8 protein-coding genes and 1 riboswitch are annotated in these 7,253 nt (G+C 70.0%); of the genes, 3 read left to right on the plus strand and 5 right to left on the minus strand.

Annotation, left to right across the window (positions count from 1 at the left end; genetic code table 11):
- The coding region (locus ACK42S_RS13575; protein ID WP_409708465.1) for a dihydropteroate synthase at positions 1–507 on the minus strand (507 nt) is incomplete at its 3' end.
- Between the two features lie 35 nt (positions 508–542).
- Positions 543–624: riboswitch (S-adenosyl-L-homocysteine riboswitch) on the minus strand.
- A 158-nt stretch (positions 625–782) separates the two neighbouring features.
- Between ACK42S_RS13575 and ACK42S_RS13580 the strand changes: the two genes are divergently transcribed.
- Entirely contained in the window at positions 783–1,454 is a 672-nt protein-coding gene (locus ACK42S_RS13580; protein WP_409708468.1) for an OmpA family protein, read from the plus strand.
- Between the two features lie 78 nt (positions 1,455–1,532).
- A complete protein-coding gene (locus ACK42S_RS13585) occupies positions 1,533–2,144 on the plus strand; it encodes an OmpA family protein (RefSeq protein ID WP_409708471.1) in 612 nt (203 codons plus the stop codon).
- A 19-nt stretch (positions 2,145–2,163) separates the two neighbouring features.
- Here the strand turns inward: ACK42S_RS13585 and ACK42S_RS13590 are convergent, their stop codons facing one another.
- Positions 2,164–3,219, minus strand: a complete 1,056-nt coding sequence (locus ACK42S_RS13590) for a homocysteine S-methyltransferase family protein (RefSeq protein ID WP_409708474.1) — start codon at positions 3,217–3,219, stop codon at positions 2,164–2,166.
- An 88-nt stretch (positions 3,220–3,307) separates the two neighbouring features.
- On the opposite strand from ACK42S_RS13590, the gene ACK42S_RS13595 reads away from it, so the two are divergent.
- Positions 3,308–3,700: a rhodanese-like domain-containing protein gene (locus ACK42S_RS13595; RefSeq protein WP_409708477.1), complete on the plus strand. Its 393-nt coding sequence runs from the start codon at positions 3,308–3,310 to the stop codon at positions 3,698–3,700.
- A 31-nt stretch (positions 3,701–3,731) separates the two neighbouring features.
- Here ACK42S_RS13595 and ACK42S_RS13600 read toward each other — a convergent pair whose 3' ends face one another.
- The 3 genes from ACK42S_RS13600 to ACK42S_RS13610 form a co-directional block, all read right to left on the minus strand.
- Positions 3,732–6,038 (minus strand): ATP-binding protein, encoded by a 2,307-nt coding sequence (locus tag ACK42S_RS13600; protein WP_409708480.1) that lies wholly within the window; start codon positions 6,036–6,038, stop codon positions 3,732–3,734.
- 93 nt (positions 6,039–6,131) lie between these two features.
- Entirely contained in the window at positions 6,132–6,416 is a 285-nt protein-coding gene (locus ACK42S_RS13605) for a DUF3567 domain-containing protein (RefSeq protein ID WP_409708483.1), read from the minus strand.
- Positions 6,417–6,574: 158 nt separating this feature from the next.
- Positions 6,575–7,253, minus strand: a 679-nt coding sequence (locus ACK42S_RS13610; RefSeq protein WP_409708486.1) for a DUF3108 domain-containing protein, incomplete at its 5' end; no start/stop codon positions are given.

Raw genomic sequence — 7,253 nt, forward strand, 5'->3', positions numbered from 1 at the left:
CTCGAAGGTGTCGGCCTGGCCCTGCTCGTCGAAGGCCATCACCACGGTGGCCGCGCCATAGCGCCGGATCAGCCGGGCCTGGCGCTTGAACTCCGCCTCGCCCTCCTTGAGCGAGATAGAGTTGACGATGCCCTTGCCCTGGATGCATTTCAGGCCCGCCTCGATCACCTCCCACTTGGACGAATCGATCATGATCGGCACGCGCGCGATCTCCGGCTCGGAGGCGATCAGGTTGAGAAATCGCACCATCGCGGCCTTGCTGTCGAGCATGGCCTCGTCCATGTTGACGTCGATGATCTGCGCGCCGTTTTCCACCTGCTGGCGCGCCACCGCCAGCGCTTGCTCGAACTGGCCGTTGAGGATCATCCGCGCAAACGCCTTGGAGCCGGTAACGTTGGTGCGCTCGCCGATGTTGACGAACAGTGTGCCTTCGCCGATCAGCACGGGTTCCAGCCCCGACAGTCGCATCGGGGCCACGGGGGTGGCAGGAAGGGGGGCAGAGGTCATGGCCGGTCCGACAGTGGGCCACGGCTCACCCGTGGCGCGGGTGAGCGTCGTTGCGAAACAAATCCAAGCCTGACACGCGACGCCCAATGCGCCGGTGCTGCAACGCTCCTTGGAGGGAACACATTCTACGCGAAGGCTCTCCAATCAGGCGCTGGCCGGCGGCTCGTGCCGCCGGTGCTGCGCGGTCGTTACATTTTCCAACGATCAGGCCTTGCCAGCCGACCGCGCATCGGCTCGAATCGGGACCTTGTCCTTTTTTGCTGTAAGGAACGATCATGAAACGCAATGTCGTGGCTGTGTGCGCCCTGGCCCTGGCGGCTGCAGGCTGCGCCAACATGAGTGAGACCCAGCAGAACACCGCCAAGGGCGCCGGCATCGGCGCGGCGGCCGGCGCGGTGATCGGATTGGCCACCGCCGGGGGCAACAAGGGCAAGAGCGCGGCCACCGGCGCGGCCGCCGGTGCCGCCGTCGGCGCGCTGGGCGGCTACATCTGGTCCAAGCGCATGGAGGAGCAGCGCGCCAAGATGGAGCAGGCCAGCGCGGGCACCGGCATCGGGGTGGAACGCACCGCCGACAACCAGATCCGCGTGCAGATCCCGTCGGACGCCGGCTTCGACGTGGGCCGCTCGGCCATCCGGCCGCAACTGGCCGGCGTGCTCGACAAATTCGCCCAGAGCATGCGCGAGCATCCGGCCACCGAGATCCGCATCGTGGGCCACACCGACAGCACCGGCTCCGATGCGGTGAACAACCCCTTGTCCATCGAGCGCGCCGCCAGCACGCGCGACTACCTCGTGGCCCGCGGCGTGGCCGTCTCGCGCATCGCGATCGACGGTCGCGGCAGTCGCGAGCCCGTGGCCAGCAACGACACGGCCGAGGGCCGTGCCAAGAACCGCCGCGTGGAGATCTACGTGGCCGAGCGCGAGCAGACCGCCCAGGCCCGCTGACCCCTTTGCCCATCCAGCCCCGGCACCCTGCCGGGGCTTTTTGTTCGTCATCACAGACCGATCTCAGGAGGAAACGACATGATGCTGTGCCCGCACCGGCTTTGGCCCTGGATGGCCGGGGTTGCCCTGCTCTGCGGATGCGCCACGCCCACCCCGACCGAGCCGCCCCCGCCCCCGCCAAGCGCGGCGGCCGCGCCGCCCCCGGCCCCCGCCCCCGCTGCGGCCGTCTCGGTGATCGACGGCCATGCCTGGACGGCGTCGATGGAGGCCCTGGCCCAACGCCTGCTGGGCGCAGCCCGGGCCGGCCAGGTGGAAGTGCGCCGCACCGAGGACAACCGGCTGCTGGTGCGTGCCACCGGCGACAGCGCCTTCGAGTCGGGGCGCAGCGCGGTGACGGCAGGCTTTCGCCAGACCCTGGACCTGGTGGCCGCCGCCCTGCTCGAGGCCCCCGACACCCGGGTGCAGATCCTTGGACACACCGACAGCCGGGGCTCGGACGCGCTGAACAACCGCCTGTCGAAGGAACGCGCCGAATCGACGCGCGACTACCTGGTCGCGCGCGGCATCGCCTTCGAGCGCCTGCTGGCCGAAGGCCGCGGCAAGAGCGAACCGGTGGCCGACAACACCACCCCCCAGGGCCGGGCCTTGAACCGCCGGGTGGATCTGCTGATCAGCGTGCCTGCGCCCTGAGCGCAGGCCCTTGCGATCCTCAGGCAGCCTGGGGCACCAGGCTGCTGAACAGCCCCTGGGCTTGGCAACGGGGCTGGTAGCGGCCCACCCGCTGGGCGATCGCCGCGATGTGCTCGGGCGTGGTGCCGCAGCAGCCGCCGGCGATGTTGAGCAGGCCGGCGCGTGCGAAGTCTTCCATCAGCGCGCCGGTGACCTCGGGCGTCTCGTCGAAGCCCGTGTCGCTCATCGGGTTGGGCAGGCCTGCATTGGGATAGCAGGAGATGAAGGTGTCGCTGGCGGCCTTGGCCAGTTCTTCCAGGTAGGGACGCATCAGCGCCGCGCCCAGCGCGCAGTTCAGGCCCACCGCGATGGGTCGGGCATGGCGCACCGAATGCCAGAAGGCGCTGACCGTCTGGCCCGAGAGGATGCGTCCGGACGCGTCGGTGACGGTGCCCGAGATGATCACCGGCAAGCGCTCGCCGGTGGCTTCGAACAGCTCGTCGATCGCGAAGATCGCCGCCTTGGCGTTGAGCGTGTCGAAGATGGTCTCGACGAGGAAAAGGTCGGCCCCGCCCTCGAGCAGGCCCTCGGCCTGCTCGTAATAGGCCGCACGCAGGGTGTCGAAATCGATGTTGCGCGCACCGGGATCGTTGACGTCCGGGCTGATGCTGGCGGTGCGCGGTGTGGGGCCGAAAGCACCGGCCACGAAGCGCGGCCTGTCGGGCGTGCCGTACTTGTCGCAGGCGGCGCGGGCCAGGCGGGCGGCCTCGACGTTCATCTCGCGCGCCAGCGGGGCCAGGCCGTAGTCCTCCTGGGCCACCGAGGTGGCACCGAAGGTGTTGGTTTCGATGATGTCGGCGCCGGCGGCCAGGTAGGCCTCGTGGATCTCGGTGATGACATCGGGCCGCGTGAACACCAGCAGCTCGTTGTTGCCCTTGAGATCCTTGGGGTGGTCGGCAAAGCGTGAGCCGCGGTAGTCGGCCTCGCTGAGCCTGTAGCGTTGGATCATGGTGCCCATCGCGCCGTCGAGGATGACGATGCGCTGGCGCATCAGGGCCGGCAGCGCGGCGGCGCGGGTGTAGGGTTGGGCGTCCATGGACGCATTGTAGGCATCGGCGCCGGGCCGGCGCTCCCCGGGGGCTTGGCGCTGCGGGACAATGCCGCCACGACCGATCCCCGACGCCATGAAAGACCTCACCCCCCGCCAGGCCTGGGCCTACCTGCAGGCCCACCCCGACGCCCTCTTCGTGGACGTGCGCATGGAGATCGAGTACCTGTACGTGGGCCACCCGCCGGGTGCGGTGCACATTGCCTGGTACGAATACCCTGAGATGGAGATCGATGAGGCGCGCTTCGTCGAGCGCGTGCGGCGCGAGGCTGCCAGCCCGCACCGCCCGGTGGTGCTGATCTGCCGCTCGGGCCAGCGCAGCCTCGAGGCCGCGCGGGCCCTGGAGGCCGCCGGCTTCACCGAGGTGGTCAACGTGCGCCACGGCTTCGAGAGTGATCGCGACGAGCGCTTGCACCGCGGCACGCTGAACGGCTGGCGGCACGACGGCTTGCCCTGGGAGCAGATGTAGAGCCCGCCACGCCCCCCCGTGCGGATCAGGATCAGTGCATGAAGCCGATGCCGCGTCGCCCGCGCACCTCGGGTTTGGTGCGGTGCTCGGCCTCCAGCTGGCTGAGGAACTCGTCGGGCGTGAAGGGGGTGCCCAGCAGCTCGGCCTGACGGCACACGGCCGCGAAGTCGCCAGGGGTGAGTTGGTCGAGCCGCGCCAGGCGCTCACGCTGCTGCGGATCGAGGCTCGCCCGCGGGTCTCCGAGGGCCTCGGTGGCGAACATGCGTTCGCGCTGCGCAGGCAGCAGCGGATGGAAGCGGATCTTGAAGGTGAAGCGGCGCAGCGCCGCCTCGTCCAGGTCTTCGAAGAGGTTGGTGGTGCAGATGAAGATGCCGGCAAAGCGCTCCATGCCCTGGAGCATCTCGTTGACCTCGCTGACCTCGTAGTGGCGCTCGGCCCTGCGACGGCTGCGCAGGAAACTGTCGGCCTCGTCGAGCAGCAGCACCGCCCCCTCGGTCTGGGCCTCCTCAAACATGCGGGCCATGTTCTGTTCGGTCTCGCCGACATACTTGCTCACCAGGTCGGACGCCTGACGCACCAGCAGGGGCTGCTGCAGCTCGGCGGCGATGTGCTCGGCCAGCGCGGTCTTGCCGCTGCCCGGCGGGCCGTGAAAGCACAGTGTGCCGACCTGGCGGCGGCGCAGCGCCTCGACGATGCGCGGCAACGGGAAGCGCGACTCGGTGTGCAGCAGGCCGAGGTCGTAATGCGTCACGCTCATGCGCAGGCCGCGTTCCCCCGGCCCGACGCCCAGCGCCCGGTCGGCGTTGGCGAGCTGGCGCTCGATCAGCGGCTCCAACCGGGTGTCGTCGTCGCCCTCGCGCGCCAGGCAGGCAAAGCGCACCGCGGTGCGGATCTGCGCAGGGGTGAGCCCCTTGCGCGCGGTGAGCCGGGCCACGAAGTCCTCGCCGACCGGCACCCCGGCCAGGGCCTTGCGCACCAGGCCCTCGCGGGCCCCGGGCGGGGGTGAGCGCAGTTCGAGGTGGTACTGGAAGCGGCGCCGAAAGGCCGGGTCGATCTGCTCGATGCGGTTGGTCACCCAGATCACCGGCACGGGGTTGCTCTCGAGCACCTGGTTCACCCAGGCCTTGCCGCTGACCGAGCCGCTGGGCGGGCCCTCGCCGGCGTCGAGCCGGGCCATCCATTGTGCGGTGTCGGTGGACAGCGGCGGAAAAACATCCTCGACCTCGTCGAAGAGCAGGGCCACGTTGGGGCTGCCCTTGAGGAAGACATGGCTGATCTGCAGCGAGCGGTAGCGGTCGCGGCCCGACAGGGAGTTGCCGTCGCGGTCGGCGTATTCCACCTCGTAAAGCTCGAGCCCGGCCGACTTGGCCACGACCTTGGCCAGTTCGGTCTTGCCCGTGCCGGGCGGGCCGTAGACCAGGATGTTGACGCCCGTCTCGTGCCGGGCGACGGCGTTGCGCAGCAGGGCGACCATCACGCGCGCATCTTCGGCCACGTAATGGAAGTCGGCCAGCGTGAGCTCGGTGGGCGTGGCCGGCCGGGTGAACACGGCCATCAGGTCGGCCGGGTCGCGGTATTCGCGCATCAGCACCGGCGGCAGCTGCTCGGAGACCTTCATCAGGTCGGCCAGGTCGGTGATGTTGTGCTCGGAGATCAGGTTCTCGACCATGCCAATGCGCTCCAGGCGCGATCCGGCGCGCAGGGCCTCGGCCACCTCGCGCTCGTCGACCTGGGCCACCTCGGCCAGCAGGGCATAGGCCTCCTGGGCATTGGCCACCTTGAACTCCACCAACAGGCCGCGCAGCTCGCGCTGGTAGCGCGCGAGCGTGCCATACAGCAGCAGGGCCCGCTCGGCCGGGTTGAGTTGCAACAGCCCGCCCAGGGCATCGATATTGCGCTGCACCAGGGTCGATTCGCGCCGCAGACCGCGGTCGAGCCAGTCGCGCGTGGCGCCGAGCACGGCCATCAGGTCCTTGGGCGCGTCCTTGATGTATTCGTCGAGGTAGAAGAACAGCGTGCCCTCCTCGTAGGGGCCGCGCCAGGTGCCGTGACGCTGGAGGAAGGCCTCGTCGTCCAGCCGTTCATGGCCCCGCCAAAGGGCGTTGCCGGCGCAGCGCCGGCCGAGGTACTCGCGCAGCCGCTGCAGCACCGGTGCGGGCCAGACGAGATGGCGGCCGGTCAGGCCCAGCAGGGCGTTCCAGTCGCGCCGCACGTTGAAGCGCCCGGGATGCCGCAGCGTGAGCGTGAGCACGAAGTGCGAGCACATGCGATCGAGCACGGGCGCTTCGTGCAGCCCCGGGGAAGGCCATTCGCGTGCCTGGGCCAGACGTCGAACCATGGGCACCTCCTTGTCGCCAAGGACGGACGTGCGGCCACCATAGCGCAGGCCACGCGGCATGGGAAGCCCGCCGCCCCCGCGGCGGGCCGGGTTTCAGTGCAGCACCACCGGCTGGTGCATCAGCGAGGTGAAGCGTTCGATGTAGGCGTCGATCTCCTCGACGCTGGGCGAGGTCTGGATCAGGGCTTCGACACCGGCCTTGAAGCTTTCGGCCATCGCGCCTTCGAGGTAGATCTCCTTGCGCGAGAACTTGTCCACGATCTCGTAGCCCCCGCGGGTGAGCGCCCCGCTCGCCTCGCCGGCCTGGGGTGCTTGCTCACGCGCGGGCACCTCGAAAACCACGACGGCGAAGTTGTCCGAGTTGTAGAGCATTTGCATGGAGCACTCCTTCACGGGCCGGACTTGGCACGGCTGCGGTGTCCGTGCCGCGCGGCCCTTGCTGTCCATGAGATCTGGGGATGCACCTGCAAGTTTCAAGCCCGCCGGCCGCCCCCTTTGCCCAGGGTATCGGCGGCCCGCTCGCCGGCTTGAGACGCTCACCCCCCCGTCAGCACCAGCTCGAAAGGCTCGTCGCGCCCTTCGACGAGGCGGGCGCGCACCGGCAGGTGGTGGCGCGCCGGGTCCAGCCACACCTCGGCACGGGTGCCGCCAGCCGTGGGGTTCAGGCGCTCCAGACGCAAGGCCCGGACGCTGCGGCCGTCGGCCAGGGCCACCGTCTGGTCTCCGTGCGAGCGGAACACCCACCGGTCCAGGTCGGCACGCGCGCTCACGACGAGCAGGCTCAGTTCGCGGCCGGTCTGGTGCCAGCCGGCATCGGCCTGCACGATGGCCGGGAGCTGGATCATCCAGCTCAGACGGTCTTGCAGGCCCGGTTGCAACGGCTGGGTGTCCTCGCGGCCGCTGAAGGTGATGGGGCCGTGCGGACGCTGGAAATCGGCCACCCTCGCAGGGCGGCGCAGACGTTCATCGGTGAATCGCTCGGGCACCAGGCCCGAGGCCGCGAGCGTGCCGGTGCTGGTCTGGGTCAGGACGGTGCCCAGCAACGCCACGCGCGCCTGCAGCCGCAGCGTGTACCGGGGCGGCCGGGGGTCCCAGGTGAGGTGGCCCTGCCCGGACAGCAGGCCGCGGCGCACCTGGTAGTCCAGCGTGGCCGCCGGCGGCCATTCGGCGCGATAAGTCGGCGGTGCGCCGTCGGGCAGGCCGGCCCAGGCCATC

The sequence above is a fragment of the Caldimonas sp. genome (assembly GCF_046289365.1).
Lineage (GTDB): Bacteria > Pseudomonadota > Gammaproteobacteria > Burkholderiales > Burkholderiaceae_C > Caldimonas.